This window comes from Nocardioides sp. NPDC087217 (genome assembly GCF_044744805.1).
Classification (GTDB): domain Bacteria; phylum Actinomycetota; class Actinomycetes; order Propionibacteriales; family Nocardioidaceae; genus Nocardioides.
Window position 1 is genome coordinate 273,447 of record NZ_JBIUZB010000003.1, and the last position, 26,063, is coordinate 299,509.

At 69.5% G+C, this 26,063-nt stretch carries 24 protein-coding genes and 1 tRNA gene; 16 read left to right on the forward strand and 9 right to left on the reverse strand.

Annotated elements, in window-relative coordinates:
* Positions 1 to 66 precede the first annotated feature (66 nt).
* Positions 67 to 2,238: an MMPL family transporter gene (locus ACIO3S_RS15655; RefSeq protein ID WP_400465250.1), complete on the forward strand. Its 2,172-nt coding sequence runs from the start codon at positions 67 to 69 to the stop codon at positions 2,236 to 2,238.
* Between the two features lie 61 nt (positions 2,239 to 2,299).
* Here the strand turns inward: ACIO3S_RS15655 and ACIO3S_RS15660 are convergent, their stop codons facing one another.
* Complete coding sequence (locus tag ACIO3S_RS15660) at positions 2,300 to 6,046, reverse strand: multifunctional oxoglutarate decarboxylase/oxoglutarate dehydrogenase thiamine pyrophosphate-binding subunit/dihydrolipoyllysine-residue succinyltransferase subunit (protein ID WP_350837862.1); 3,747 nt, start codon at positions 6,044 to 6,046, stop codon at positions 2,300 to 2,302.
* Between the two features lie 220 nt (positions 6,047 to 6,266).
* Between ACIO3S_RS15660 and ACIO3S_RS15665 the strand changes: the two genes are divergently transcribed.
* Complete coding sequence (locus tag ACIO3S_RS15665; protein WP_400465253.1) at positions 6,267 to 6,920, forward strand: hypothetical protein; 654 nt, start codon at positions 6,267 to 6,269, stop codon at positions 6,918 to 6,920.
* The gene (locus tag ACIO3S_RS15670; RefSeq protein ID WP_160027699.1) at positions 6,917 to 7,864 is read left to right on the forward strand and encodes an LCP family protein; all 948 of its coding nucleotides are present in this window, start codon (positions 6,917 to 6,919) and stop codon (positions 7,862 to 7,864) included. Before ACIO3S_RS15665 ends, ACIO3S_RS15670 begins: the two co-directional genes overlap by 4 nt.
* A gap of 13 nt (positions 7,865 to 7,877) precedes the next feature.
* Here the strand turns inward: ACIO3S_RS15670 and ACIO3S_RS15675 are convergent, their stop codons facing one another.
* The gene (locus tag ACIO3S_RS15675) at positions 7,878 to 8,726 is read right to left on the reverse strand and encodes an alpha/beta fold hydrolase (protein ID WP_400465257.1); all 849 of its coding nucleotides are present in this window, start codon (positions 8,724 to 8,726) and stop codon (positions 7,878 to 7,880) included.
* Between the two features lie 133 nt (positions 8,727 to 8,859).
* Between ACIO3S_RS15675 and ACIO3S_RS15680 the strand changes: the two genes are divergently transcribed.
* Entirely contained in the window at positions 8,860 to 9,621 is a 762-nt protein-coding gene (locus ACIO3S_RS15680) for a lysophospholipid acyltransferase family protein (protein WP_400465260.1), read from the forward strand.
* Between the two features lie 2 nt (positions 9,622 to 9,623).
* On the opposite strand, the gene ACIO3S_RS15685 is transcribed toward ACIO3S_RS15680, so the two are convergent.
* Genes ACIO3S_RS15685 through ACIO3S_RS15695 form a run of 3 tightly spaced genes read right to left on the reverse strand, consistent with a single transcriptional unit; the run spans position 9,624 to position 11,013 of the window.
* Positions 9,624 to 9,956, reverse strand: coding sequence for a MazG-like family protein (locus ACIO3S_RS15685; RefSeq protein WP_160027705.1), 333 nt, complete (start codon positions 9,954 to 9,956; stop codon positions 9,624 to 9,626).
* Between the two features lie 54 nt (positions 9,957 to 10,010).
* A complete protein-coding gene (locus ACIO3S_RS15690) occupies positions 10,011 to 10,358 on the reverse strand; it encodes a VOC family protein (protein WP_400465264.1) in 348 nt (115 codons plus the stop codon).
* A gap of 49 nt (positions 10,359 to 10,407) precedes the next feature.
* Positions 10,408 to 11,013 (reverse strand): acetoacetate decarboxylase family protein, encoded by a 606-nt coding sequence (locus ACIO3S_RS15695; protein WP_400465267.1) that lies wholly within the window; start codon positions 11,011 to 11,013, stop codon positions 10,408 to 10,410.
* A 106-nt stretch (positions 11,014 to 11,119) separates the two neighbouring features.
* On the opposite strand from ACIO3S_RS15695, the gene ACIO3S_RS15700 reads away from it, so the two are divergent.
* Together ACIO3S_RS15700 and ACIO3S_RS15705 are read left to right on the forward strand one after the other, a co-directional pair.
* The gene (locus ACIO3S_RS15700; protein ID WP_400465270.1) at positions 11,120 to 11,326 is read left to right on the forward strand and encodes a DUF4287 domain-containing protein; all 207 of its coding nucleotides are present in this window, start codon (positions 11,120 to 11,122) and stop codon (positions 11,324 to 11,326) included.
* A 36-nt stretch (positions 11,327 to 11,362) separates the two neighbouring features.
* On the forward strand, positions 11,363 to 12,205 hold the full coding sequence (locus tag ACIO3S_RS15705; protein ID WP_400465273.1) for a methyltransferase domain-containing protein: 843 nt from the start codon (positions 11,363 to 11,365) through the stop codon (positions 12,203 to 12,205).
* 127 nt (positions 12,206 to 12,332) lie between these two features.
* On the opposite strand, the gene ACIO3S_RS15710 is transcribed toward ACIO3S_RS15705, so the two are convergent.
* Complete coding sequence (locus ACIO3S_RS15710; protein WP_400465276.1) at positions 12,333 to 12,620, reverse strand: hypothetical protein; 288 nt, start codon at positions 12,618 to 12,620, stop codon at positions 12,333 to 12,335.
* A gap of 101 nt (positions 12,621 to 12,721) precedes the next feature.
* Positions 12,722 to 12,794: transfer RNA gene (locus ACIO3S_RS15715), tRNA-Arg, on the reverse strand.
* Between the two features lie 86 nt (positions 12,795 to 12,880).
* On the opposite strand from ACIO3S_RS15715, the gene argS reads away from it, so the two are divergent.
* Both argS and lysA read left to right on the forward strand, forming a co-directional pair.
* Positions 12,881 to 14,545: an arginine--tRNA ligase gene (argS, locus tag ACIO3S_RS15720; protein ID WP_400465279.1), complete on the forward strand. Its 1,665-nt coding sequence runs from the start codon at positions 12,881 to 12,883 to the stop codon at positions 14,543 to 14,545.
* Complete coding sequence (lysA, locus tag ACIO3S_RS15725; RefSeq protein ID WP_400465282.1) at positions 14,545 to 15,930, forward strand: diaminopimelate decarboxylase; 1,386 nt, start codon at positions 14,545 to 14,547, stop codon at positions 15,928 to 15,930. Before argS ends, lysA begins: the two co-directional genes overlap by 1 nt.
* Positions 15,931 to 16,030: 100 nt before the next feature.
* Here the strand turns inward: lysA and ACIO3S_RS15730 are convergent, their stop codons facing one another.
* Positions 16,031 to 16,603 carry a hypothetical protein gene (locus ACIO3S_RS15730; RefSeq protein WP_400465285.1) on the reverse strand — a complete coding sequence of 191 codons (573 nt, stop codon included), beginning with the start codon at positions 16,601 to 16,603 and terminating at the stop codon, positions 16,031 to 16,033.
* Positions 16,604 to 16,780: 177 nt separating this feature from the next.
* Between ACIO3S_RS15730 and ACIO3S_RS15735 the strand changes: the two genes are divergently transcribed.
* The 8 genes from ACIO3S_RS15735 (at position 16,781) to prfA (ending at position 25,200) form a co-directional block, all read left to right on the forward strand.
* Positions 16,781 to 17,347 carry a hypothetical protein gene (locus ACIO3S_RS15735; protein WP_400465288.1) on the forward strand — a complete coding sequence of 189 codons (567 nt, stop codon included), beginning with the start codon at positions 16,781 to 16,783 and terminating at the stop codon, positions 17,345 to 17,347.
* Positions 17,348 to 17,400: 53 nt separating this feature from the next.
* Entirely contained in the window at positions 17,401 to 18,345 is a 945-nt protein-coding gene (locus tag ACIO3S_RS15740) for an alcohol dehydrogenase catalytic domain-containing protein (RefSeq protein ID WP_400465291.1), read from the forward strand.
* A gap of 62 nt (positions 18,346 to 18,407) precedes the next feature.
* Positions 18,408 to 19,721: a homoserine dehydrogenase gene (locus ACIO3S_RS15745; protein ID WP_400465294.1), complete on the forward strand. Its 1,314-nt coding sequence runs from the start codon at positions 18,408 to 18,410 to the stop codon at positions 19,719 to 19,721.
* Positions 19,721 to 20,788 (forward strand): threonine synthase, encoded by a 1,068-nt coding sequence (gene thrC, locus ACIO3S_RS15750; RefSeq protein WP_350837890.1) that lies wholly within the window; start codon positions 19,721 to 19,723, stop codon positions 20,786 to 20,788. The genes ACIO3S_RS15745 and thrC overlap by 1 nt, the downstream gene beginning before the upstream one ends.
* Positions 20,789 to 20,793: 5 nt before the next feature.
* Positions 20,794 to 21,699 carry a homoserine kinase gene (gene thrB / locus ACIO3S_RS15755; protein ID WP_350837892.1) on the forward strand — a complete coding sequence of 302 codons (906 nt, stop codon included), beginning with the start codon at positions 20,794 to 20,796 and terminating at the stop codon, positions 21,697 to 21,699.
* Positions 21,700 to 21,912: 213 nt separating this feature from the next.
* Positions 21,913 to 23,688, forward strand: coding sequence for a transcription termination factor Rho (gene rho, locus ACIO3S_RS15760; protein WP_400465298.1), 1,776 nt, complete (start codon positions 21,913 to 21,915; stop codon positions 23,686 to 23,688).
* Positions 23,689 to 23,820: 132 nt separating this feature from the next.
* Positions 23,821 to 24,033 carry a 50S ribosomal protein L31 gene (rpmE, locus tag ACIO3S_RS15765; protein ID WP_008362128.1) on the forward strand — a complete coding sequence of 71 codons (213 nt, stop codon included), beginning with the start codon at positions 23,821 to 23,823 and terminating at the stop codon, positions 24,031 to 24,033.
* A gap of 87 nt (positions 24,034 to 24,120) precedes the next feature.
* Entirely contained in the window at positions 24,121 to 25,200 is a 1,080-nt protein-coding gene (prfA, locus tag ACIO3S_RS15770; protein WP_400465301.1) for a peptide chain release factor 1, read from the forward strand.
* Between the two features lie 67 nt (positions 25,201 to 25,267).
* Here the strand turns inward: prfA and ACIO3S_RS15775 are convergent, their stop codons facing one another.
* Positions 25,268 to 25,903, reverse strand: a complete 636-nt coding sequence (locus tag ACIO3S_RS15775) for a hypothetical protein (protein WP_400465304.1) — start codon at positions 25,901 to 25,903, stop codon at positions 25,268 to 25,270.
* Positions 25,904 to 26,063: the final 160 nt, after the last annotated feature.

Below are 26,063 nucleotides of genomic sequence, written 5' to 3' on the forward strand. Positions count from 1 at the left end.
CCCACATCAAAGGGAAAGTTAACACCTGCAAAGTTTACGCCTGCCCACATTCATTCTGGAGGAATCGTGTTCCACCGACTCGGCACCCTCGTGGTGCGAAATCCGCGCCGGGTCCTGGTGATCGGCCTGGTCGCCCTCCTCGGCGCGATCTATCTGGCCACCTCGGCCTTCGGCAAGCTCGACGACGCCGGCTTCGACGACCCCGCCTCGGAGAGCAGCCGCGCTGCCACCGCGCTGGAAAAGGGCTTCGGCAACGGGGCCGGCTTCCTCCTGACCGTCAGCGCAGCCGACGGCGCGGTGACCGAGGGCACGGCGGAGAAGGACGCTCAGGCGCTCGTCGACCGCCTTCGAGCCGACGACGACCTGACCGACATCGTCTCCTACCTCGATGCCCCCGGTCCCGGCATGATCTCGGACGACGGCACCCACGGCCTGATCTCCGTCGGCGCGAAGAACCCGGACACGGTCGACGCCGCCGCGGTGATCGACCGCTACACCGACGAGACCGCGGCCGACGGCGCCACGACGGTCCACGTCGGCGGCCAGCTCGCGACCTTCGAGGAGGTCGGCAGCCAGATCGGCGCCGACCTCGCCCTTGCCGAGGCGATCGCGATCCCGCTGATGATCGCGCTGCTGGTCCTCGCCTTCGGCAACGTCGTCGCCGCCGTCGTCACGATCGGAGTCGGAGGGTTCGCCATCGCCGGCACCTTCGCCGAGCTCTCGGTCCTCGGCAACTTCACCGACGTCTCCATCTACGCCCTCAACCTGACGACCGGCCTCGGGCTCGGCCTCGCCGTGGACTACGGCCTGCTGATGGTGGCGAGAGTCCGCGAGGAGCGAGCCGCTGGAGCGGAGCACGCCGACGCCGTCGTGCGCGCCGTGGAGACCGCCGGCCGGACGATCGTCTTCAGCGCCACCACGGTCGCGGTCTCACTGGCCTCGCTGCTCGTCTTCCCGCTCTACTTCCTGCGCTCCTCGGCGTACGCCGGCATCGGGGTCATGGTGATCACCGCGGTGGTCGCAGTGGTACTGCTCCCCGCCACGATCACCCTCCTGGGTGACCGGATCGACGCTCTCCGCGTCCCCGGGGTCCGCGGCCTCCGCGGTGGCGCCGCCCCGTTCTGGACCCGGCTGGCCGGCTTCGTCACCAGGCGGCCGTGGGTCGCGCTCCCTGTCGTGGCGGTTCTGCTCGCGATGGCCGCGCCGCTGGCCGGCATCGCGTTCGGCACTCCCGACGACCGCGTTCTCCCGGCATCGGCGGGGAGCCGCCAGGCCGGCGATCTGCTGCGCGAGGAGTTCGACGGCGACGGCACCAGCCCCATCCGCGTCGTGACCACCTCGACCATCGACGACGAGAGCCTGGCGACGTACGCCGCCGACCTCTCCCGGGTCGACGACGTCGATCGCGTCGACACCCGCGTCGGGACGTACGTCGACGGCACTCTCGCCTCGAAGACACCGGCCCTCCCGCCCGGGGACGGCGCGGACGAGCTCGCCGTCGTCAACCAGCTCGACCGTCAGTCCGAGGAGGCGCGTGACCTGGTCCGTGACGTACGCGCCGTCCCGTCGCCGGCGGGGACCGAGGCGCTCGTCGGCGGTGGCGCCGCGGAGCTGCTGGACTCCCTCGACGCGATCGGCGCCAAGCTCCCGTACGCCGTCGGCGGGCTCGCGATCGCGATGGTGGTGATCCTGTTCCTGTTCACCGGCAGCCTGGTGCAGCCGCTTCGGGCGCTGGTGCTCAACGTCATCGGTCTCGGCGCGACGGTCGGGACGACCGTCTTGATCTTCCAGGAGGGACTCGGTGCCGATCTGCTCGGCTTCACCGCGATGCCGCTGAACGTCTCGATGGTGGTCCTGCTGCTGGTGATCGCGTTCGGGCTGTCGATGGACTACGAGGTATTCGTGCTCGGCCGGATCACCGAGATGCGCCGGCGCGGTCTCGGCAACGTCGAGGCGGTCGTCCAGGGGCTGGCTCACACCGGCCGGATCGTCACCACGGCCGCCGCCCTGATCGCGACCAGCTTCTTCGCGTTCATGGTCAGCGACATCAGCTTCATGAAGTTCTTCGGCCTCGGGGTCGGCCTGGCGATCCTCATCGACGCGGTCCTGATTCGCGGCATCCTCCTCCCGGCAGCCATGCGGATGCTCGGGGAGGCCGCCTGGTGGGCTCCCGGCCCGCTGCGACGTCTCCACAAGAAGGTCGGCCTGAGCGAGGAGCCGGTCCCGGTACCGGTCTGACGAAAACCACGCCGAGTCGGCGCGTTAGAACGCGCCGACTCGGCGTTTGGTTGGTGCGGGATCAGGCGAAGGCGCGCTCGATGAGCTCCTTCTGCTCGACCGTGTGCCGCTTGATGGTGCCGACGGCGGTGGTGGAGGAGGCCGGGCGGGTGATCGGCTCGACCTCGCGGCCCAGCTCGGGAACCACGTTGAGGTAGTAGCTCGGCCACGGGCCCTGGTTGAAGGGCTCGTCCTGGACCCACTTGACCTTGGCGTTGGGGTACTTCGCGAGCTCGGTGGCGAGCTCCGCGGTCGGCCACGGGTAGAGCTGCTCGACGCGGACGATCGCGACGTCGTCGCGGCCCCGCTTCTTACGCTCGACCGTGAGGTCCCAGGTGAGGCGGCCGGAGACCAGCAGGACGGTGCTGACCTTCGCGGCGTCCGCCTCGGTGTCGGCGATGACCGGCTGGAACGAACCGGAGGTGAAGTCGGCCGGCTGGGAGGCGGCCTCCTTGCGGCGCAGCATCGACTTCGGGGTGAAGACGATCAGCGGCCGGTGCTCGGCGCCGAGGGTGTGCGTACGCAGCAGGTGGAAGTAGGAGGCCGGCGAGGACGGCTGTGCCACGACCATGGCGTCGTCGGCACACAGCGTGAGGAACCGCTCGATGCGCGCCGAGGAGTGGTCGGCACCCTGGCCCTCGTAGCCGTGCGGCAGCAGCAGCACGACACCGGAGTCCTGGCCCCACTTGGTCTTGCCTGCGGAGATGTACTCGTCGATCACCGACTGGGCGCCGTTGACGAAGTCACCGAACTGCGCCTCCCACAGGACCAGCGCGTCCGGCCGTGCGACCGAGTAGCCGTACTCGAAGCCGAGGGCTGCGTACTCGGAGAGCAGGGAGTCATAGACGTAGAACTTCGCCTGGTCCTCGGTGAGGTTGTTGAGCGGCGTCCACTCGTCGGCGTTCTTGCGGTCGATCATGGTCGCGAAGCGCTGCACGAAGGTGCCGCGACGCGAGTCCTGACCGGCCAGACGCACCGGGCGCCCGTCCATCAGGAGCGACCCGAACGCCAGCGTCTCGCCGGTGCCCCAGTCGATGCCGCCGTCGGTGATCTGGGTCGCGCGACGCTGCAGCTGCGGCATCACCTTCGGGTGGACCGTGAAGCCCTCCGGCGGGGTGACGTAAGCATCCGCGATCCGCTTCAGCACATCGTTGGTGATCGCGGTGACGGTCTCGCCGGCAGGCTTCTCGGGGTAGTCCGGGACGGTCTCCCAGGCCTGCGGCATCTTGTCGGCCTCGCGCACCTCGGTGAAGACCTGCTCCAGGCGAGCCTGGTAGGCGGCCAGCACCTGCTCCGCCTCCTCGATCGTGATGTCACCACGACCGATCAGCGACTCGGTGTAGAGCTTGCGGACCGAGCGCTTCTGCTCGATCAGGTCGTACATCATCGGCTGGGTGAACGACGGGTCGTCGCCCTCGTTGTGACCGCGGCGGCGGTAGCAGATGAGGTCGATGACGACGTCCTTGTTGAACGCCTGGCGGTACTCGAAGGCGAGCCGCGCGACGCGCACGCAGGCCTCCGGGTCGTCGCCGTTCACGTGGAAGATCGGCGCCTGGACCATCCGCGCGACGTCGGTGGCGTAGAGCGAGGAGCGGGAGGAGCCCGGCGAGGTGGTGAACCCGACCTGGTTGTTGATGACCAGGTGGACGGTGCCACCGGTGCGGTAGCCACGCAGCTGGGACAGGTTGAGCGTCTCCGCGACCACACCCTGGCCGGCGAAGGCGGCGTCACCGTGGACCAGGAGCGGCAGGACCGGGAAGACCGCGCCCTGGTCGAGCACGTCCTGCTTGGCGCGGGCGATGCCCTCCAGGACCGGGTCGACGGTCTCGAGGTGGGACGGGTTGGCGGCGACGGAGACCTTGATCGTGTCGCCCAGGTCGGAGAGGAACTCGCCCTCGGCACCGAGGTGGTACTTCACGTCGCCGGAGCCCTGGACCGTGCGCGGGTCGATGTTGCCCTCGAACTCGCGGAAGATCTGGTTGTAGGACTTGCCGACGATGTTGGCGAGCACGTTGAGGCGGCCGCGGTGGGCCATACCGATCGTGACCTCGTCCAGACCGGCCTCGGCGGCGGCCTCGCAGACCTCGTCGATGACCGGGATCGCGGTCTCGCCCCCCTCGAGGGAGAACCGCTTCTGGCCGACGAACTTGGTCTGCAGGAAGGTCTCGAAGGCCTCGGCCTCGTTGAGCTTCGACAGGATCCGGAGCTGCTCCTGGCGCGGGGTCTTGTCGTAGGGCCGCTCGACGCGGTCCTGTATCCACCGGCGCTGCTCGGGGTCCTGGATGTGCATGTACTCGATGCCGGTGGTGCGGACGTAGGAGTCACGCAGGACACCGAGGATCTCGCGCAGCTTCATGAACGGCTTGCGGCCGCCGGCGAAGGAGCCGACCGGGAACTCGCGGTCGAGGTCCCACAGGGTCAGCCCGTGCGACTCGATCTGCAGGTCGGGGTGCGAACGCTGCTTGTACTCCAGCGGGTCGGTGTCGGCCATCATGTGACCACGCACGCGGTGGGCGTGGATGATCTCGCCGACCTTGACCTGCTTGGAGATCTGGTCGTCGTGGGTGGTGTCGATGTCCTGGTTCCAGCGGATCGGCTCGTAGGGGATCCGCAGCGACGCGAAGATCTCGTCGTAGAAGTCGTTCTCACCGAGCAGGAGCCGGTGGACGGTGGCCAGGAACTCGCCGGACTGGGCGCCCTGGATGACCCGGTGGTCGTACGTCGAGGTCATCGTCATGATCCGCGAGACCGCGTTCTGGGCGAGCTTCGAGGGGGAGGCGCCCTGGAACTCGGGCGGGTAGTCCATCGAGCCGACGCCGATGATCGCGGCCTGGCCCTGCATGAGCCGCGGCACCGAGTTGTTGGTGCCGATGCCGCCGACGTTGGTCAGGCTGACCGTGGTGCCGGAGTAGTCGGCCATGGACAGCTTGTTGTCCTTGGCCTTGCGGACGATGTCCTCGTACGCGGTCCAGAAGCCGGCGAAGTCCATCAGCTCGCAGCCCTTGATGGAGGGCGCGACGAGCTGGCGGGTGCCGTCCTTCTTCTGCTGGTCGATGGCCAGACCGAGGTTGATGTGTGGCGGGGTCACCTGGGTCGGCTTGCCGTCGATCTCGGCGTAGGTGTTGTTCATCGCCGGCATCGCCTTGATCGCCTTGATGATGGCGTAGCCGATGAGGTGGGTGAAGGAGACCTTGCCACCGCGAGCGCGCTTGAGGTGGTTGTTGATGACCGTGCGGTTGTCCCACAGCAGCTTGACCGGCATGTTGCGCACGGAGGTCGCGGTCGGCACCGAGAGCGACACGTCCATGTTCTTGGCCGTGGCGGCGGGGATGCCGCGCAGCGTGGTGTAGGTCGGCTCGTCGGTGACGGCGACGGCGGTCGGCTTCGGGGCGTCCTTGGGGGTGGGCGTCGCGGTGCCCGTGGCCGGCTCGGCGGCCTGCGCGGCCGGGCGCGGCTTCGCCTTGGGGGCCGGAGCCGCCTTGGCGGCCGGCGCCTCGGCGGAGGCGGGGGTGGTCGGCGCGGGTGCGTTGGCCGGCGCGCCGGCCGGTGCGGTGGGGACCGGAGACTTGGCAGCGGGCTTCGCCGGGGCCGCCGCGCCGTTCGGCGACGCGCCAGGCTGTCCGTTGGTCTCGAAGAACTTCACCCACACGGGGTCAACACTGCTGGGATCCTTCGTGTACTGGTCGTACATCTCCTCGACCAGCCACTCGTTGGCGCCGAATTCCGCTGGGATGTCGGCAGTGTTGGGGGACGGGGTGCCTGAGGACACGGCTTGATTCGCCTCTTCCGAATTTTCGCACTGTAAGAAATGGGTTGCCCACGGGCAAGGCTATCCCCACGAACACGCAAATGCCCGATGCAGGTTCTCCCTGTGGACAGGATGTAATCCGTCCCACATCTTGCGTTACCGACCGGGTGTACGTGCAACCCGGGTCGGTATGCGTACAGTGGCCCGGTCCCGGAGCAGGTCTATGAGGCGGATTCCCCACATGACGAGCAGCAGTACGAGGCGCCTTCCGCGCGTCGCAACGGCACTCACGGCGGCGGCCCTGAGCAGCACCTTGGCACTCACCGGATGCGGTGGTGAGCCCGACGAGCCAGCCTCTTCGCCGTCCCCGTCGCCGACCCCGGCGGCCACGGTGAAGTCGGCCGCGAAGCTCGTCCACGTGCAGGGCAAGTTCCCCAAGAGCCGGCACCAAGCGGTCTCCACCAACGTGGCCAAGGTCGTCGACCGGTGGCTGCAGGCGGCGTACGTCGGGGGTGACTACCCCCGCGAGACCTCGACCTTCACGGCGAAGTCCTTCCCGGGCTTCTCCAAGGGCGCGATCGCCCAGGCCGGCAAGCAGATGACGCAGATGAGCAACGCCACGATCGCCCCTCACATCGACGGGGTCGAGGTGGTCGCCAGCGACGTCCACGTCGACCTGCTGGCCAACAACAACTACCCGGTCGGCGCGGTCGCCCGGGTGCGGCTGGTCTACGACACCACGGGGGACCGGGCCTCACGCCAGACCGTCCGCGGCACCCTCGACATGGTGCCGACGAAGACCTCCTGGGCCGTCTTCGGCTTCAACATCACCCGCGAGGAGAAGTTGGCCACGGCGCCGTCCGCCTCGCCGAGCCCCTCGGGAGACAAGTCATGAACCGCATGACGACGCTCGTACGCCGCCGCCTCCTGACCACGCTCGCGCTGGGCGTGGTGCTCGCGCTGACCGCGGTCCTGGTGCCTGACGCCGAGGTCGCCGAGCCGCGCGCGGAGTTGATCGCGACCAAGTGGGCCAAGGGTCTCGACGTCGCCAAGTTCACCCGCAAGGGCGGCACGATCTGGGTCCTCGCCGTCGGTTCGGACGCCCGCCCGGGCCAGAAGGTCACCCGCAGCCGCGGCGACGCGCTGCACCTGATCGGCTTCAACCCGTCGTCGGGCTATGCGACCGACATCAGCATCCCGCGCGACTCCTACGTCAACATCCCCGGCCACGGGCGCGACAAGATCAACTCGGCGCTGCTCTACGGCGGCCCGCGGCTGATGGGCCGCGCCGTGGGCAACCTGGTCGGTGTGCAGCCGCAGTACGTCTTCGTCACCTCGTTCTCCGGCATGAGCGACATGGTGATCGGGATCGGTGGCGTCGACGTCGACAACCCGCGTGCCTTCAGCGATCCGTACGTCGCGCGCTACGGCTTCAAGAAGGGCCGGATCCACATCAGCGGCCCGCACTCGGTCGACTTCGCGCGGGCCCGCAAGACGCTGCCCGGCGGCGACTTCGACCGCTCGGCCAACCAGTCTCGGGTCATCCGCGGCATCCACCGCAAGATCGTCGCCCGGCAGTACGACATCGGCTTCAAGGCCAAGGGCGTCTCGCTGGTGATGAAGAAGATGCACACCACCGGCCTCTCCGGTCGCGACCTCTACCAGCTCGCCAACGCCGTCGCCGCGATCAACCCGGGCAAGATCCGCACCTGCGTCGTTCCCGGAGGGATCGGCAACGCCGGCGCCGCCAGCGTCGTCTTCCCGAACGTCGGGGCGGCCCGGGCGATGGGCAACGACGCGCGCAACGACGGCCGGCTCAACCGCGGCTGCCGCGGCTGAGTGATCGGCTGAGTCACTGGTGCGCGGCCACGAAGTCGCGCACCAGCGGAGCGATCCGCTCGGGATGATCGGCGACCACCCAGTGTGAGCCGGCGACCTCGCGGATCCTCAGGTCCGCGACGTACGGCTGCGGGGCCTCGGTGGCCAGCGCCCGGCTGACGTAGACGTCACCGGTCGGGGCGATGACCTGTACCGGGACGGTGACCGGCCGTGGCTGCGGGTGTCCCATCCGGGCGATCGCGTTGGCGCGGTAGAGCTCGAGGCCGTTGATCCGGTCGGCCTGGGTGCGGTCCACGGCCGAGCCGCCGATGATCCGGTCGAGGAACCCGGAGCGCCAGGCGAGCTCGGGGAGCAGCGGCGCCTGGAAGAACCCGATGTAGGTCGACTCGGCACCCTGCTTGAGGCGCTCGAGGACGCCGCGGGCGGTCCGTGCCGGCGTACGCAGCCAGGCGCCGGTCTGGTCGAGGCTCGGTCCCGAGATCGAGGTGAACGACGCGATCCGCTCGGACGGCACGTTGCCGGCGACCGCCTCCCAGGTCTGGGTCGAGCCCCAGTCGTGGGCGAGCAGATGCACCGGCGCCGACGGGTTGACCGCGTCGATGACGGACTGCAGATCCGCGTTGAGCTGCTCGATCAGATAGCCCTCGCGCGTGGCCGGTGCCTGCGAGCTGCCGTGGCCGCGTACGTCGTAGGTCACGATCCGCAGCTCGCTGCCGAGGATCCTCACCAACGGGAGCCACACGCTGGCGTTGTCGGGGTAGCCGTGGACGCAGACCAGCGTCGGGCGGGTGTCGCCGGGAGACCCGAAGTCGGTGACGGCCAGCCGGAGTCCGTCGGTGGTCGTCACGTAAAGGGTGCTCACACGACCACGCCCGTAGCGCGAGCGCCAGGATACGGACGCGGTCGCGTGTTGATTGCCTGGTTCACTCGCTGGCGCTCGCTCACAGGGCGAGGCTAGTCCGGCGGAGTTAAGACCGACGTGACACGATTCGCCCATGGACATCAGCTATCCGGTCACGATCGCCGCGGCTCGCACCTGGTTCAAGCTCGGCGACATCAAGATCAACATGACCGGCGCGGAGCACATCCCCGAGAAGGGTGGTGCCCTGCTGGCGATCAACCACCTCTCCTTCGTCGACTACGTCATGGCCGGGTTCCCCGGGGCGGAGCGCGGCCGGCTGACCCGGTTCATCGCCAAGAAGGAGGTCTTCGACCACCCCGTCGGCGGCCCGGTGATGCGCTCGTTCCACCACATCCCGATCGACCGCAGCTACGGCGCGGCCGGGATGAAGAAGGCCGTCGAGTACCTCCAGAACGGTGAGGTCGTCGGCATCTTCCCCGAGGCCACCATCTCCCGCTCGTTCCTGATCAAGGACCTCAAGACCGGCACCGTACGCATCGCCGCCGACGCCGGGGTCCCGCTGATCCCCGTCGTGCTGTGGGGCACCCAGCGGATCATGACCAAGGGTCAGAAGGTCGACCTGTCGCGTCACAAGACGATCGGGATCGAGATCGGCCCGCCGCTGCCGGTGACAGGTGAGGACCCGGCCGCCGAGACCGCTGCGCTCAAGTCGCAGATGGAGGGCATGCTCGACCGGCTGATCAAGGCGCACCCCGCCGAGGAACAGCCCCCGGGCTCGTGGTGGCTGCCGAAGGCGTACGGCGGCTCTGCCCCCACGCTCGAGGAGGCCGAGGCGATGTACGCCGAGGAGCGCAGGCTGCGCGCTCAGCGGAAGGCCGCGAAGCGGAAGTCCTAGCCCTAGGTCGGGGCGCCGGCGCGCTCGGCGACGGCGCCGACCTTCTCGTGGAAGAGGCCGAGCGAGCGTGCGTCGTTGCCGGTCATGTGCTCGACCGCGGTCATCGCGGTGATCGCAACATCGAGGAGCTCTTCGACGACGTCGTCGTAGCTGTGTGTAATGCCCTTGCGGGGATTCTGCCCGGTGGCGCCGATGAGTGCTGCGATTGCCTCGCCTGCCTCTTCGCTCACCTTCGCGACTCTCCCCCAGAGAACGGCTTCCGCGTCGCGATCGCCCTGTGACTCATCGAGCCACCGGGACAGATACGCGAGCAGAGCCGGCGTAGCGTCGGTCATGCGGTCGGAGTCTAGGGTGGTCCCGGTAATTCGGTCGAGCCTTAGGTTTAGCGGCTACTCAGCAGGCTGATAGACCCCGAGCCGGTTTCCGGACGGGTCGGTGAAGATGAATCGACGCCCGCCGGGGTAGTCGTAGGGCGCCTCGGTGATCGTGCCGCCGGCCTTCTCGACGGCCGCGACCGCGGCCTCCAGATCGGCCGTGCGGATCAGCGGAAGCGGGGCGACGGGGGTCTCGGAGGCGTACATCCCGCCGTTCTCGTCCTTGCCGTCGGGCCCGACGATCCCGGCGTACATCCCGCCGTAGTCGTTGAAGGACCAGCCGAAGGCGGACTCGTAGAAGGCGCGGGAGCTCGGGAGGTCGGTGACCGCGAGCTCGAGGTAGTCGATGTGGAGTGCATTCATGCGCGTCGACGCTACCCGCGACCACCGACACTCTCGCGCGGTCGAAGGCTCAGCCGAAGTCGACCTCGAAGCCCTTGCCGCGGAAGGAGCCGAGCTTGGTGGCGTCGCGGAGGTAGGCGAGCGGGCCGTCGGGGTCGAAGTTCCAGCTGCCGCGCGCGGGCAGGAGCTTGGCGCGGCCCTTCATGGTGAGCCAGGCGGTGTCGGGGTGCTCCTCGATGCCCGGCTGCTCCACGTTGCCCTGCATCGGCACGCGCGGGGCGAGTTGGGTGACGTCGTTGAACTTCGCCGTCGCGATCGGACCGTCGTCGGAGCTCGCCTCCCAGGTGTGGGTGGCCAGCGGCCCCTTGGTGGACGAACCTCCGCTGAACTTGGCCAGCCCCTTAGGGATCGCCCACAACGTACGCCCGCCGGCCACGGAGTCGGGGGAGTCCACCCAGATGTCGACGACGCTCACCGCCGTCTTCCCGTTGGAGGCGGTGATCACCCGGGCGGAGAGGAGCTCGTGGTAGGTCAGCGGGCTCGGGTCGGTGTAGTCGACCAGTGCGACGGCGTAGATGCCCTTCGGGTGCTGCTCGTCGACGTCGTGGGCGAGCCGGTAGACCGAGAGCCACATCGATCCGTGCATGTGCCAAGGGGCTGGGGGATAGCTGGTCACGTGGGTCTCCCGAATTTCTGTTGTGGTCCGTGTCGAAGCGGTCATGCTCGGTTCGACGCGTAGGCGTGTGGCGATCGTCGCCACGCTTTACCCAAGGAGACCAGAGATGACCGACCAGGTGAAGGGCCCCGCCGCCTACTTCCCGTCCATCGAGAAGAAGTACGGTCGCCCGATCTCGGAGTGGCAGCAGATCATCCGCGACAGCGGGATCACCAAGCACATGGAGCTCGTGACGCACCTGAAGACCGAGTACGGCCTCGGGCACGGCCACGCCAACGCCCTCGTCGCCCATACACTCGCCGAGGGCATCTGACCTGCGCCAGGGACCGGCATGGGGTTCACTTCTGCCATGCGCGAGGGACCGTTGGAGATCACCGACCTGCTCTGGTCGGACTCGGGTGAGCCGGTGGTTCGGGCGGAGGCGGTCGCGCTGCTGCGATCGCGTGGGCAGTCCCGGGCGGCGCGGACGGTCTCCCTGCTGCCTGAGCGAGACGGTCTTCTCGATGGGGACGCGACCGACGCGCTCGGGCTACGGATCCATCGTGAGCTCCAGCGGCTGGGGGAGGAGCTGCAGCTGGGGCGGCGGGTGGCGTCGGTGGTGCGTACGTTGCTTCCGGCCGGTTCCGCGCCCTTGCGGGTGGTCGACGTCGGCTGCGGGCTCGGGCACGTGCTGCGGTCGATCGCGGCTCGTAGGGAGTTCCCTGAGCATGTCGAGCTGGTCGGGGTCGACCTCAACGCCACGCTCGTCACCGAGGCCTCGCGACTCGCCACGATCGAAGGGCTGGACTGCCGGTTCGTCTCGGGCGACGCGTTCGAGCCGGGCGTCGTCGTCGAGGACGGAGCGCGGACCGTGGTCGTATCCAGCGGTCTCATGCATCACCTCGCGCCGGAGGACCTGGACGGTTTCTTCGCCGCCCAGGCGCGGCTGGGAGTCGCGGCGTTCGTGCACTGGGACATCGCGCCGTGCCTGTGGTCGACGGTGGGCGCCTGGATCTTCCACCAGGCGCGGATGCGCGAGGCCGTCTCACGCCACGACGGCGTGATGTCGGCACGCCGGGCCCATCCGGCCGAGACGCTGCTGGCGGCCGCAGGCCGTGGTGCGCCCGACTACGCCATCGAGGTGCGCGAGGGTTCGCGCTGGCATCCGAAGGCGCTCGACGTACTCCGTCCGCTCGTGGGGGTGCGCCGATGAGCCTGGTCGTCCTCGTGCTGCTCGGCCTCCTCGACGCCGCCTTCAGCGGGTTCCGCTCCGCGCAGGGACGCAGCGGACTGATCGACCACGCTCATGAGGACCGCGTGGGCATGCTCCGCGGGATTCGTCAGTTCCCCTTGCTGTCGTTTCCGGCCGCTGCCGTCCTCGCGATCGACTTGTTCCGTGGGCAGGTGATCCAGGCGTACGTCTCCGCCGCCGACCTGTTCATGCTGGTCATCGCCCCGTTCGCGGCCGTCGTGCTGCTCGCGCTCGCGGCGTACGGGATCCTGCGCTGGGAGCTGAGATACCTCGCCTCCGCGATCATTCTGGGCCCGTGCACCTTCCTGCGCCCGTACGTCGTGACGGCCGCAGCAATCGTCGTGGTCGCCCGCGTCGGGGAGGTGAGTGTGGCCATCGCCGCGACCCTCGCCGTCGTCGCGGTGCTCGTCGTGGAGCCGATCCTCGACCACCGCGCGAAAATGAGAGAAACCGCTGGTCACCCAGCGGTCTCATCTGTGCCCCCGGCAGGAATCGAACCTGCGGCCTACGGTACCGGAAACCGGCGCTCTATCCCCTGAGCTACGGAGGCGATGCACTGCTCGAGCAGTGCAGATGGAACCCTACAGGCTGGGACGGATAACGGTGAAACCGACTGGCGCTTATACGCTGGACCCCGTGACTCCTGAGCAGCTTTCCACCGCGGTCGTCGATGTCCTCACCGCGCTCGTCGATGAGGGTGCGATCACCCTTCCCGACGGCGTTCCGAGCACTGTCACGGTGGAGCGACCCCGGCAGAAGGGCCACGGCGACTACGCCACCAACGTGGCGCTGCAGCTGGCCAAGAAGGCGGGGATGAACCCGCGGGTGCTGGGGGAGCAGGTCGCTACCATGCTGAAGGCGACCGACGGGATCGCGGATGTCGAGATCGCCGGTCCGGGCTTCCTGAACATCTCCGTCGAGGCCGGTGCCCAGGGCAAGCTGGCGGGCGAGATCGTCGCCGCCGGAGCTGCGTACGGCAACAACGACTCCTTCAAGGGCCACAACATCAATCTGGAGTTCGTCTCCGCCAACCCGACCGGCCCGCTGCACCTCGGTGGTGTCCGCTGGGCCGCGGTCGGGGACGCGCTCGGTCGTGTCCTGGAGGCGTCCGGCGCCGAGGTCACCCGGGAGTACTACTTCAACGACCACGGCGGCCAGATCGACCGCTTCGCGCGCTCGCTCCTGGCCTGGGCCCAGGGCCAGCCGGTCCCGGAGGACGGCTACGGCGGGGCGTACATCGAGGAGATCGCCAAGCAGGTCCTCGCCAAGGAGCCGAACGCGCTCGAGAGCGAAGACCCGCAGGAGGTCTTCCGGTCGATCGGCGTGGAGCTGATGTTCGCCGAGATCAAGCAGAGCCTGCACGACTTCAACGTCGACTTCGACGTCTACTTCCACGAGGACAACCTCCACAAGTCGGGAGCCGTGGAGCGCGCCATCGAGAAGCTCCGCGAGCTCGGCAACGTCTACGAGAAGGACGGCGCGATCTGGCTGGCGACCGAGAAGTTCGGTGACGACAAGGACCGCGTCGTCATCAAGGCCGACGGCAACGGTGCCTACTTCTCCGGTGACCTCGCCTACTACCTCGACAAGCGCGAGCGCGGCTTCGACCGCTGCTTCATCATGCTGGGCGCCGACCACCACGGATACGTCGGCCGGATGATGGCGATGTGCGCCGCCTTCGGCGACACCCCCCACGAGAACCTCGAGATCCTGATCGGCCAGATGGTCAACCTCCTCAGGGACGGCCAGCCGATGCGGATGTCGAAGCGTGCCGGCACCGTGGTCACCATCGACGACATCGTCGAGGCGATCGGGGTGGACGCGGCCCGCTACGCGCTGGCGCGCTACTCCAGCGACTCCAACATCGACATCGACCTCGACCTGTGGGCCAAGGCCGACAGCGCCAACCCGGTCTACTACGTGCAGTACGTCCACGCGCGCACCTGCCGGATGATGGCCAACGCGGCCGACCTGGGTATGCAGATCGACCTCGACACCTTCGACCCGTCCCTGCTCACCCACGAGCGCGAGGGCGAGCTGCTCCGCGCGCTGGCCGAGCTGCCTCGCGTGGTCGCGACCGCCGCCGAGCTGCGCGAGCCGCACCGGGTCGCGCGCTACTTGGAGGACACCGCCGGGATCTTCCACCGCTGGTACGACGATGACGACTGCCGCATGCTGCCCAAGGGCGACGAGCCGGTGGCGCCCGTCAACCTGGCCCGGCTGGCGCTCGTGTCCGCGGCCCGCACCGTCTTCGCCAACGGCCTCGGGCTGCTCGGCGTCTCCGCGCCGGAGCGCATGTGATGGCCGGCCACACCTCTCCCGGCTCGTTCACCGGCACCTCCCCGGTATGGCTGAAGACCCCTGACGACGTCAACGCCCTCGTGCCGGCGCTGTGGTCGGCGACGGCCGAGAAGACCGACGGTGTCCTCACCGTCGGGGGCGTCGCGGTGCCCGACCTGGTCGCGAACGTCAACACCCCTGCGTACGTCCTGGACGAGGCCGACTTCCGGGAGCGCGCTCGCGCGTTCCGTGACGCGTTCACCGGCTACGACGTCTACTACGCCGGCAAGGCGTTCCTGTGCACCGAGGTGGCGCGCTGGGTGGCGCAGGAGGGGCTCTGCCTCGACGTCTGCTCCAACGGCGAGCTCTCGGTCGCGCTGCGCGCCGAGGTCGACCCGGCGAAGATCGGCTACCACGGCAACAACAAGACCCCGATGGAGCTGCGCCGGGCGATCGTTGCGGGTGTCGGACGGATCATCGTCGACTCCTTCCACGAGGTCGAGCGGGTCGCCGCGATCGCCGCCGAGACCGGCATCACCGCCCGGGTGATGGTGCGGGTGACCGCCGGCGTCGAGGCCCACACCCACGAATACATCGCCACCGCCCACGAGGACCAGAAGTTCGGCTTCTCGATCTCCTCCGGCGACGCCTTCGAGGCCGTACGCCGGCTGCTGGAGGCCCCGAACGTCGAGATGCGCGGGCTCCACTCCCACATCGGTTCCCAGATCTTCGACTCCTCCGGCTTCGAGGTCGCCACCCGGCGGGTGCTGGCGCTGCAGGCGCGGATCCGGGACGAGCTCGGCACCGAGCTTCCCGAGATGGACCTCGGTGGTGGCTTCGGCATCGCCTACACCACCCAGGACGACCCCGCGACGCCCAAGGCCCTGGCCGAGGAGCTCACCGCGATCGTCGAGCACGAGTGCCGTGGCTTCGGTCTCGCGGTGCCGCACCTCTCGATCGAGCCGGGCCGCGCCATCGTGGGCCCCTCGATGTGCACCGTCTACACGGTCGGCACGGTCAAGGAGGTCGCCCTCGACGGCGGCGTCACCCGCACCTATGTGAGCGTCGACGGCGGGATGAGCGACAACATCCGTACGGCTCTCTACGACGCCGACTACTCGGCCACCCTCGCCGGCCGGTCCTCGTCTGCCGGGCCCGTGCTCGGCCGCGTCGTCGGCAAGCACTGCGAGGCCGGCGACATCGTGGTCAAGCACGAGTTCCTGCCCGCCGACATCGCTCCCGGTGATCTGATCGCGGTCCCGGGCACAGGTGCCTACGGGCGCTCGATGGCCTCCAACTACAACCACGCCCTGCGGCCGCCGGTCGTCGCCGTCCGTGACGGTGAGTCCCGGGTGATCCTGCGCCGCGAGACTGAGGACGATCTGTTCGCCACCGACATGGGCTGAGCGGGCGCGTTCCTCCATCAAGGTATGCAGACGAAGGCACACATCCCCGGCGGAGCTCCGCTGGGGATGTGGTCCTTTTCCTGCATACCTTGATGGAGGGTCACGACCGCAGCGCCCGAAGGACAGCCCGCCCACGCGGTGAGAGGCGGTAGCCGACCGGGAGGGACTCGGTGAGGCCGAGTTCCTTGAGCCGGCGGATGTCGGCCTTGAACGGCTTCTTCTCCCGCCCGATCGAGGCCGCGATGGTCTCGGCCAGCTCACCGGGCCGAGCCTCGATGAGCTCCAGGTGGTCCCGCGTCCACGGGCCGCGGCGGCTGCGCCGGTCCATGTCGGCCAGCTTCGCGACCAGCGTGGCGGTCTCGATCTTTCCGGGGCGCTTGGTGCGCAGCGCGACCCGCTCGTCCTCGCCGGCGTAGCGCATCTCGATCCGGTAGACATCGCCGTCCTTGCGGGACAGGAAGGCGAACAGGTCTTCCAGGGTCGTGCCCGCGCGGCGGGCGTCCTCGTCGGTCAGGGTGTCGCATGACACCGGCGAGACGGAGACGAACTCGACCACGCCCATCCGGGTGCGCTGGCGGCCGCCGGCGACATGCATCGGACGTTTCCAGCGGCGGAAGGCGAGGTCGACCTCGCCGGTGCGGATGCGTTCGAGGTCGGCGTTGGGGAACAGCACGCACCCATCAAACCGCGTGGCACACGAAATTCGGTTTCGCCTTCCCGAAATCCTGGGGTCCGGGGTCCTACGATGGGGCGCATGCCGCGGGGGGTCTACTCAGAACGGACGCTCGCGGCGCCGTCCCAGGCGCCGCGAGCGTCTGTCGCCCGGCTGACGAAGGAGCGGCGGGACAGCGTGTCCTCAGCGGCACACACGTTCGGCTGGACGGTGGTGACCGGCAAGGCCGCCGCGCAGCGGCCGGTGCGGTGGGAGGTGCTGGGGCCGGACGTACGCGCCGAACGCTGCGACCTCGTCGTCGACGGCACCTGCGACGGGATCCTCGTCGAGTACTGGCACGGCAAGGCGTCCCCCGGGAAGGGTCCCTGGCGGCCGGCGCGCTGGGTGGTGGTGCGGGTCCCCGCCCACCTGCCGAAGACGGCCGCGATGATCGGGCTCTCGCCGGGCTCGGGCAACACCCGCACCGGACGGGTGCCGACCCCGATCTTCTTCCCTCCGGAGTTCCGCGCCAAGACCAACGTGACCACCCCCGACGGTGCCGTCATCGCCGCCGACGAGGAGCATGCGCGCTCGCTGTCCCGGTTCGCCAGCCATGTCGTCGACGAGCGGCTGTGGGTGGTGGCCCGCGACGACGCCATCACGGTCACCACCGACGTGGAGCCGGACGCGGAGGAGCTGCTCCGTCGCGTACGTCTGGCGCGTGACGTCGCCGCGGTGCTCCGGCCGATCCCGGAGCTTGCCTGAGGGTTCCAGAAAGCCCTTGACCTCAAGTCAACTTGAGCAGGTTGACTTGCCGCATGCGAGCGATCAGACAGCACGAGTTCGGCGGCCCGGAGGTCCTGCGACTCGAGGAGGTGCCCGAACCGACACCAGGTCCTGGCCAGGTACGCATCAGGGTGGAGGCCGCGGGCATCCACCGTCTCGACACGTCGATCCGAGCGGGCGACCTGCCGCCGACGATGCCGCGTCCGGAGCTTCCGATGACTCCCGGCCGCGAGGTCGCCGGCGTGGTCGACGAGCTCGGTGAGGGCGTCGACGAGGCCTGGCGCGGCGCCAAGGTCGTCGCGCATCTCGGTCCGGGAAGCAGCGGCGGGTACGCCGAGCTCGCGGTCGCCGACGAGACACAGCTCTACCGGCGTCCCGACGGGCTGGAGTCGGCCGAGGCCGTGGCTGCGATCGGCACCGGACGCACCTCGGCCGCGGTGCTCGAGGCCGCCCAGATCGGTTCCGACGACGTCGTCGTGGTCACCTCGGCGGCCGGCGGCATGGGCGCGATCCTGCTCCAGGGCATCCGCAACGCGGGCGCCCGCGCGGTCGGGCTCGCGGGCTCCGACCCCAAGCTCGAGATCGCCCGCGGCTTCGGCGCGCAGACGGCCATCGACTACCGCACGGACGGCTGGCTGGAGAGGCTTCGCGCCGAGGAGCCCCGGATCACGGTCCTCCTCGACGGGCTCGGTGGTGACGTACCCAGGCAGGTCTACGCCCACCTCGAGCCGGAGGGGAGGATGGTCCGCTTCTCCGGCGACCAGGACGGCTACAAGGGCGCCGCGAAGATCATCGACATCCTCGGCCCCTGGGTCCAGGGCCGGATCAAGGAGTTCGAGCAGGCCTCGCTCGAGGCCGCCGCGGACGGCTCCCGCACGCCGTACGTCGGCTCCGCCTTTCCGCTCGCCGACGCCGCGGCCGCCCATCGTGCGCTCGAGGCCCGGGAGACCACCGGCAAGGTCGTGCTCCTGACGTGAGAGGTGTCCGCGCCTAGAGCGGAAGTCGGACCCTGGAGCCTGTCCCGGATACCCTTGGGCGCGTGAGCAGCAACAAGACGACCGCGCACGCCGTCGATCCGTTGGGCGTCGCCGTCCTCGGCTGCGGTGTGGTGGGGTCCCAGGTGGTCCGGCTCCTGCTCGAGGGCGATGCGGATCTCGCCGCCAGAGTGGGTGCGCCGCTGGAGATCAGGGGCGTGGCCGTACGCCGCCTCGACGCCCCGCGCGACGTCGAGGTGCCCGCAGAGCTGCTCACCACGGATGCCCAGGGCCTGGTCGCCCGCGACGACGTCGACCTCGTGGTCGAGGTGATCGGCGGCATCGAGCCGGCCCGCAGTCTCATCCTCAAGGCGCTGGAGAGCGGCGCCAGCGTCGTCACCGCCAACAAGGCGCTGCTCGCCGAGGACGGCCCGACGCTCTACGAGGCCGCCGAGAAGGCCGGCACCGACCTCTACTACGAGGCCGCGGTCGCGGGTGCGATCCCGATCCTGCGCCCCCTGCGCGACTCGCTCGTCGGCGACCACGTCACCAAGGTGATGGGCATCGTCAACGGGACCACCAACTACATTCTCGACAAGATGGACACCTACGGTGCCGGCTTCGAGGAGGCCCTCGCCGAGGCCCAGGAGCTGGGCTACGCGGAGGCCGACCCGACCGCCGACGTCGAGGGCTTCGACGCCGCCGCCAAGGCCGCCATCCTGGCGAGCCTCGCCTTCCACACCCGGGTGACCGCCAGCGACGTCTACCGCGAGGGCATCACCGAGGTGACCGCCGGTGACGTCGCCTCGGCCAAGGCCATGGGCAGTGTCGTCAAGCTGCTCGCGATCGCCGAGCTCGAGGACGACGACGTCTCGGTGCGGGTCCACCCGGTGATGATCCCGCGCACCCACGCGCTGGCGACCGTACGCGGCGCCTACAACGCCGTCTTCGTCGAGTCCGCCTCGGCCGGCGACCTGATGTTCTACGGCCAGGGCGCGGGCGGCGATCCCACCGCGAGCGCCGTCCTGGGCGACCTGGTCACGATCGCCCGCAACAAGGTCCTCGGCACCCGTGGCTTCGGCGAGTCCGCCTACGCCGACCGCGCGGTCCGCCCGATGGGCGAGACCGTCACCCGCTACCACGTCAGCCTCGACGTGGCCGACAAGGCCGGCGTGCTCGCCGCCGTCGCTACCGCCTTCTCCGAGCACGGCGTCTCGATCAAGGCCGTACGCCAAGAAGGCAGGGGAGAGGACGCCCAGCTCGTCGTCGTCTCCCACGAGGCCCCCGATGCCGCGCTCGCGGCGACCGTGCAGCACCTGCGCGAGATGGAGTTCGTCCGCGACGTCGCCTCGGTGATGCGCGTAGAAGGAGCAGTCTGATGACCAACGGCCAGTGGCGCGGTGTGATCGAGGAGTATCGCACGCTCCTCGACATTCCCCAGGACACCAAGGCGGTCACGCTCGGCGAGGGCGGCACTCCGCTGGTGCACTCCGAGTGGCTCTCCGCCGCCGCCAAGGGTGAGGTGTGGCTGAAGGTCGAGGGCCAGAACCCGACCGGCTCGTTCAAGGACCGCGGCATGACCGCGGCCATCTCCGTCGCCGTCCATGAGGGCGCCAAGGCCGTGGTCTGCGCCTCGACCGGCAACACGTCGGCCTCGATGGCCGCGTACGCCGCCAAGGCCGGGATCACCCCGGTCGTGCTCGTTCCCAACGGCAAGATCAGTGCCGCCAAGATGGCCCAGGCGCTGGTTCACGGCGCCGAGGTGGTCAAGGTACGCGGCAACTTCGACGACTGCCTCAAGCTCTCCCGCGCCCTCGCGGACAGCTACCCGGTCGCGCTGGTCAACTCGGTCAACCCGGTCCGGCTCGAGGGCCAGAAGACGGCGGCCTTCGAGGTCGTCGACCGCCTGGGCGACGCCCCCGACTACCACCTCATGCCCATCGGCAACGCCGGCAACCTGTCGGCCTACTGGCTCGGCTACGAGCAGTACGCCGCGGCCGGCCACGCCACCAAGACCCCGGTCATGCGGGCCTTCCAGGCCGAGGGTGCGGCGCCGCTCGTGCTCGGTCACCCCGTCGAGCACCCCGAGACCAAGGCGACCGCGATCCGCATCGGCAACCCGGCCTCGTGGCAGCTCGCCGAGGCCGCGGCAGCCAAGTCCGGCGGCCGCTTCCGCGCGCTCTCCGACGAGCAGATCCTCACCGCCCAGTCGCTGCTCGCCCGCAACGACGGCGTCTTCGTCGAGCCTGCCTCGGCGGCCGGTGTCGCCGGGCTCCTCGCCGACCTCGAGGCGGGGGAGACCTACGCCGGAGCCACCACGGTCATCACCGTCACCGGCCACGGGCTCAAGGACACCGCCACCGCGCTGGAGTTCTTCGGTGAGCTGCCCGAGATCATCATCGACGCCGACCTCGAGGCCGCGGCGGCAGCAGCAGGACTCGCGTAACACCCATGACGTTCGTAGAAGGCCCGGTGACCGTCACCGTCCCGGCCACCTCCGCCAACCTGGGCCCCGGCTACGACTCGCTGGGGCTGGCGCTCGACCTGCGTGACGAGCTCACCGGCGAGGTCGTGCCCGGCGGGGACTTGGAGGTCACCGTCGAGGGCGCGGGCGAGGGCACGGTCCCGCTCGACGAGTCCCACCTCGTCGTACGCTCCATGCGGGCCGCGTTCGACATCATCGGCAAGCAGCCGGCCGGTCTGCGGCTGCACTGTCGCAACCGGATCCCGCACGCGCGTGGCCTGGGCTCGTCCTCGGCCGCGATCATCGGCGGCCTCGTGCTGGCCCGCGCGCTGGTCGCCGGGGGAGAGCTGATCCTCGACGACGACACCCTCTTCCAGAAGGCCGCCGAGATCGAGGGCCACCCCGACAACGTGGCCCCCGCCTTCCACGGCGGCTTCACGATCGCGGGTGACGATGATGGCTTCTTCGCCGTCCGCACCGCCGTCGACCCGAGGGTCAGCGTCGTGGTCTTCGTCCCCGCGACCGGCGTCGAGACCAAGGCCGCCCGCGGGCTGCTGCCCGACACCGTCCCGCACTCCGATGCGGCGGCCGATGCCGGACGTACGGCCCTCCTGGTCGCGGCGCTGAGCGATGCCCCCGAGCACCTGCACCGCGCCACCCGCGACTTCCTGCACCAGGAGTACCGCCGGCCCGCCATGCCGGAGTCGCTCGCCCTGGTCGACGAGCTGCGCGCCGACGGTGTCGCGGCGATCGTCTCCGGCGCCGGGCCCACGGTCCTGGCGTTCAGCAGCGGGGTCGAGTCCGCCGAGACGAGCAAGCTCACCGCCCGCTGTCCCGAGGGCTGGACGTGCCATGCGCTGAGCGTCGACATGGACGGCGTACGCATCCTCTGACCCGCGTTCCGGGCCCCTCCTGTGAGGGGTGCCATGCGTGTTAGCCTGGGCATACATCCGTTGGGCCGTTCAGGCCTGCGAATGTGCTATCCCCCTTTCGCGCCGTGCCACTTCGTTTGGCGCGCATCGGCGCGTCAGGGGTTCTGACAAACGAGCCGTCGGCGTCGTACGCCGATCGGCGATACGTGGGAAAGGACTCACGTGACTGAAACCATGGAATCCACTGCGCCGGAGCCGAACGCAGCCCCGAAGAAGCGCGGTGGCCTTGGCGGAATGCTCCTCGCCGACCTCAAGGCGATGGCGAACGGTATGGGTATCACCGGGGCTAACTCGATGAAGAAGGCCCAGCTGATCGACGCGATCAAGGCTGCGCAGAGCAGCCGGGCGCAGTCGGCGCCGGCGGAGAGGGCCGAGAAGCCTGCCGCCGCCGAGAAGCCTGCTGCCGAGAAGCCTGCCGCTGAGAAGCCTGCGGAGAAGTCCGCAGAGAAGCCGGCCGAGAAGGCCGAGAAGCCCGCGGAGAAGTCCGCCGAGGCTGCTGACGCCGGCAACGAGGGCACCCAGCGCCCGCGTCGCCAGCGCAACCAGAACCAGAACAAGAGCGGCGGCCAGGGCCAGGGTGGCCAGGGTGGCCAGGGCGGTCAGTCCGGCCAGCCCGCCGGTGGTGGCCAGAGCAAGGGTCCGGCCAAGGCCGGCCAGCCTGCCGCCGAGAAGAAGAACGAGGACGCCCAGAAGGAGCGGCCGGCCGACTCGGCCGACGACGCGGGCGATGACGACGGCGAGGGTGGCAGCCGCCGCAACCGCCGCCGCCGTGGCCGCGACCGCGACCGCAACCGCCCGGGCCGCGGCGAGCCGGACACGACCGTCCTCGAGGACGACGTGCTCGTGCCCGCGGCAGGCATCCTGGACGTACTCGACAACTACGCCTTCGTCCGCACCTCGGGCTACCTGCCCGGGCCCGACGACGTCTACCTCTCCCTGTCGCTGGTCAAGCGCCTCGGCCTGCGCCGTGGCGACGCGATCGTCGGCCAGGTGCGCCAGCCCCGTGAGGGCGAGCGCAAGGAGAAGTACAACCCGATGGTGCGCATCGACTCGGTCAACGGTGCCGACCCCGAGGTCGCCAGGCACCGCGTCGAGTTCGACAAGCTCGCCCCGGTCCACCCCGACCAGCGGCTCCGCCTCGAGGGCGGCTCCGACCCGGTCACCGGGCGGGTCATCGACCTGATCTCGCCGATCGGCAAGGGCCAGCGCGGCCTGATCGCCTCGCCGTCGAAGGCGGGCAAGACGACCGTCCTGCAGGCGATCGCCGGAGCGATCACCGCCAACAACCCCGAGTGCCACCTGATGGTGGTGCTCGTCGACGAGCGCCCGGAGGAGGTCACCGACTTCGAGCGCAGCGTCAAGGGCGAGGTCATCGCCTCCACCTTCGACCGTCAGCCCGCCGACCACACCGTGGTCGCCGAGCTGGCCATCGAGCGGGCCAAGCGCCTGGTCGAGCTCGGCCACGACGTGGTCGTCCTGCTCGACGGGCTGACCCGCCTGGGCAAGGCGTACAACCTCTCCGTCCCGGCATCGGGCCGGATCCTCGGTGGCGGCGTCGACTCCGCGGCGCTCTACCCGACCAAGCGGTTCTTCGGTGCGGCCCGCAACGTCGAGGACGGCGGCTCGCTGACCATCCTGGCCACGGCCGCGGTCGAGACCGGGTCCAAGACCGACGAGATCATCTTCGATGCGTTCAAGGACACCGCCAACTCCGAGCTGCGCCTGAGCGAGGAGTACGCCGAGGCCGGGATCTTCCCCGCCGTCGACGTCAACGCCTCCGGCACCCGCCGCGACGACCTGCTGTTCGCCGGTGGCGAGGGCGACGCGGTGCGCAAGCTGCGCGCCTCGCTGGCCACGCTCGACGGTGCCAAGGCCGCCTCGGTCCTGGTCGAGAAGGTCGCCGGCTCCGCCACCAACATGGTGCTGCTCAACGAGGTCGCCAAGAGCTGAGTGCTGTGCGTCCTGGGGCCGCCGGGAATTATTGGCGGCCCCAGGCGTTCACATACACTGAATCCTCGGTGCCGGTTCACGTCCCGCAACCTGCGGTGGCGACCCGGAACCCCATGTCTTGAGAGGAACCTCATGAAGTCCGACATCCACCCGACTTACGTCGAGACCCAGGTCACCTGCACCTGCGGCAACTCGTTCACCACCCGCAGCACGGTGGCCGAGGGCGCCATCCGCGCCGACGTGTGCTCCAACTGCCACCCGTTCTACACGGGCAAGCAGAAGATCCTCGACACCGGCGGCCGCGTGGCTCGCTTCGAGGCTCGCTTCGGCAAGCGCAACAAGTAGCTGCTTCTCAGCGCCGGCCCCCGCATCCGCGGGTGGCCGGCGCTGGCGTGTTTGGAGGGTTTCACAGGCGTACGAAGCGAGGCGGAGATGTCACAGTTTGAAGCAGTCGAAGGGCTGATCGAGGAGCACCAGGGGCTGGAGAAGCGGCTCGCCGAGCCCGAGACCCACGCCGACGCGCGCCTGGCGAAGAAGCTCAACCAGCGGTACGCCGAGCTGAGCTCGATCATCGACGCCTACCACTCCTGGCAGCAGCTCGGTGACGACATCGAGGCCGCCCGCGAGCTGGCGGGGGAGGACCCCGCGTTCGCCGAGGAGGCCGACGCGCTGGTGCCCCAGCGCGAGGAGGCCGAAGAGCGGCTGCGCCGCCTGCTCGTGCCTCGTGACCCGACCGACGACAAGGACGCCATCCTCGAGGTGAAGTCGGGGGAGGGCGGCGAGGAGTCGGCGCTGTTCGCCGGTGACCTGCTGCGGATGTACACCCGCTACGCCGAGCGCCAGGGCTGGAAGCTCGAGCTCCTCGACGCCAACGAGTCCGATCTCGGCGGCTACAAGTCGGTCACTGTCGCGGTGAAGGCGAAGGGGACCTCCGAGCCCGGCCGGGCGCCCTATGCACTGCTCAAGTTCGAGGGCGGCGTACACCGCGTCCAGCGGGTGCCGGTCACCGAGTCGCAGGGCCGCGTGCACACCTCTGCCGCCGGTGTCCTGGTGGTTCCCGAGGCTGAGCCCATCGATGTCGAGATCAACGACAACGACCTCCGCATCGACGTCTACCGCTCCTCGGGTCCCGGTGGCCAGTCGGTCAACACCACCGACTCGGCGGTCCGGATCACCCACATCCCCACCGGCATCGTCGTCTCGATGCAGAACGAGAAGTCGCAGCTGCAGAACAAGGAGCAGGCCATGCGCGTGCTCCGCTCGCGCCTGCTCCAGGCGGCCCAGGACGCTGCCGACGCGGAAGCATCCGACGCCCGACGCTCCCAGGTGCGCACCGTCGACCGCTCCGAGCGGATCCGCACCTACAACTTCCCGGAGAACCGCATCTCCGACCACCGCACCGGCTACAAGTCCTACAACCTCGACCAGGTCCTCGACGGCGACCTGGAGCCGGTGATCGGCAGCGCCGTGGACGCCGACCTGGCGGCCCGCCTGGCCTCCCTCGACTCCTGAGGACGTCCACAACGTCGAAGGTCGCAGTCACCGAGTGACTGCGACCTTCGACGTCTGTCTGTGCAGGTCAGGCGTTGGCCTTCTTCTTGAAGCCCACGACGAAGCCGGCCGCCTTGGCCGACTCCTCGGAGTCGAAGTAGACGGCTGCCTTGGTGCGGCCGTAGTAGGGGCTCGCCGTCGTGTGGTACTTCTTCCCGCTGCTGCCCTTGATGTCGTACGCAGCGTCCGAGCTGCTTCCGTCAGCGGCCGGCAGCACGGCGCCGGCGTAGGGAGCGCCGTTGGTCGCGGCGGGCGCCTCGGCGGCCGTGGCTGCCTCCGGCTCGGCCGCCACGGCAGCCTCCGCAGCCGGAGCCTCGGCGGTGTCGGGCTCAGCGGCGGCAGCGGCGGTGACGCTCTCGGCCTCCGCGACGACAGCAGCGGTGTCCGCTTCGGTCACGTCGTCCGTGGCCGTCTCGGCGACCTCGGCCTCGACAGGAGCCTCGGTGGGCTCTTCGGCTGCGGGCTCCTCAGCTGCGGGAGCCTCAGCCACGGAGGCCTCGGCGGGGACGGTGGCAGCGGCGACGGGCGTAGTGGTGGCCTCGGCTGCCGGGGTCTCGTCCGCTCGGTGTGCGGCCTTGGCGTCCTTGCGGACTGGCCGTCCGAAGAAGAACCAGATCAGGAGGGCGAGGACGAGGATGAGTGCAAGCAGCAAGGGCCACTTCATGGGGTGATGTTTCCTTCCGGGGGAGATCTCGGGTGTGATGGTGGGGCAGCACAGCGCCCGACGAGGTGTGGCGGCCAGTCCCGCGTCCCCCGATATGACCGGAAGAACCGTCGAGGCGCCCGAACGTTACCCTCAGCCGGGTAAAGCATGACTAACACAT